The sequence below is a fragment of the Xanthobacter sp. BG11Y11_SDJG genome (assembly GCF_057364445.1).
This window is the reverse complement of the sequence record NZ_JBNFNU010000659.1, coordinates 1-1,376: the sequence shown is the minus strand read 5'-3', so window position 1 is coordinate 1,376 and position 1,376 is coordinate 1. Positions and strand designations below refer to the sequence as shown.

1 protein-coding gene and 1 pseudogene are annotated in these 1,376 nt (G+C 68.7%); both read left to right on the top strand.

Annotation, left to right across the window (positions count from 1 at the left end; all coding sequences use genetic code 11):
- Positions 1–1,074 (top strand): annotated as a pseudogene (locus AC2W7M_RS25515) (pyruvate dehydrogenase complex E1 component subunit beta); the annotation flags it as partial.
- Positions 1,075–1,084: 10 nt separating this feature from the next.
- Positions 1,085–1,376, top strand: a 292-nt coding sequence (locus tag AC2W7M_RS25510) for a biotin/lipoyl-containing protein (RefSeq protein WP_486135901.1), incomplete at its 3' end; no start/stop codon positions are given.

Below are 1,376 nucleotides of genomic sequence, written 5' to 3'. Positions count from 1 at the left end.
CCGCGGTCCCCCTCCACGCCGGCGCCGAGCGCCGTTGCCTCGCCCCCCCGTGGTCTCCGCGCCGCCGGACCCGGGAAGTGCGGCCGGCACCGAAATGGTCACCATGACCGTCCGCGAGGCCCTGCGCGACGCCATGGCCGAGGAGATGCGCCGCGACGGCGATGTCTTCGTCATGGGCGAGGAGGTGGCCGAGTATCAGGGCGCCTACAAGATCACCCAGGGGCTGCTGCAGGAATTCGGCGCCCGCCGCGTGATCGACACGCCGATCACCGAGCACGGCTTCGCCGGTGTCGGCGTCGGCGCCGCCATGGCGGGGCTGAAGCCCATCGTCGAGTTCATGACCTTCAACTTCGCCATGCAGGCGATCGACCAGATCATCAACTCCGCCGCCAAGACGCTCTACATGTCGGGCGGGCAGGTGCACTGCTCCATCGTGTTCCGCGGCCCGAACGGCGCCGCGCGCGCGTCGCCGCCCAGCACAGCCAGGACTATTCCGCCTGGTACAGCCAGATCCCCGGCCTCAAGGTGATCGCGCCCTACACCGCCGCCGACGCCAAGGGCCTGCTGAAGGCCGCGATCCGCGACCACAACCCGGTGATCTTCTTGGAGAACGAGATCCTCTACGGCCACTCCTTCGAGGTGCCGAAGCTGGACGATTTCGTGCTGCCCATCGGCAAGGCGCGCATCGCCCGCCCGGGCAAGGACGTGACGCTGGTGTCCTTCTCCATCGGCATGACCTATGCGCTCAAGGCCGCCGAGGAACTGGCCAAGCAGGGCATCGAGGCCGAGGTGATCGACCTGCGCACGCTGCGCCCCATGGACGTACCGGCCATCGTCGAGAGCGTGAAGAAGACCGGCCGCTGCGTCACGGTGGAAGAGGGCTGGCCGCAGTCCGGCATCGGCGCCGAGATCGCCGCCCAGCTCATGGACAAGGCGTTCGACTATCTCGACGCCCCCGTGCTGCGCGTGACCGGCAAGGACGTGCCCATGCCGTACGCCGCGAACCTCGAAAAGCTTGCGCTTCCGTCCGTCGCCGAGGTGATCGCGGCGGTCCACGCCGTCACCTACCGCTGAGGGGGTTCCAATGCCCATCGACATCCTGATGCCGGCGCTCTCCCCCACCATGGAGAAGGGCAACCTCTCCAAGTGGGTGAAGAAGGAGGGCGACACGGTGAAGTCCGGCGACGTGCTCGCCGAGATCGAGACCGACAAGGCCACCATGGAGGTGGAGGCGGTGGACGAGGGCGTCCTCGCCAAGATCCTGGTGCCCGAGGGCACGCAGGACGTGCCCGTGAATCAGGTCATCGCGGTGATCGCCGGCGAAGGCGAGGACGTGAAGGCCGCGGCCGGCTCGGCCGGGAAGGGCGCAGCGCCGG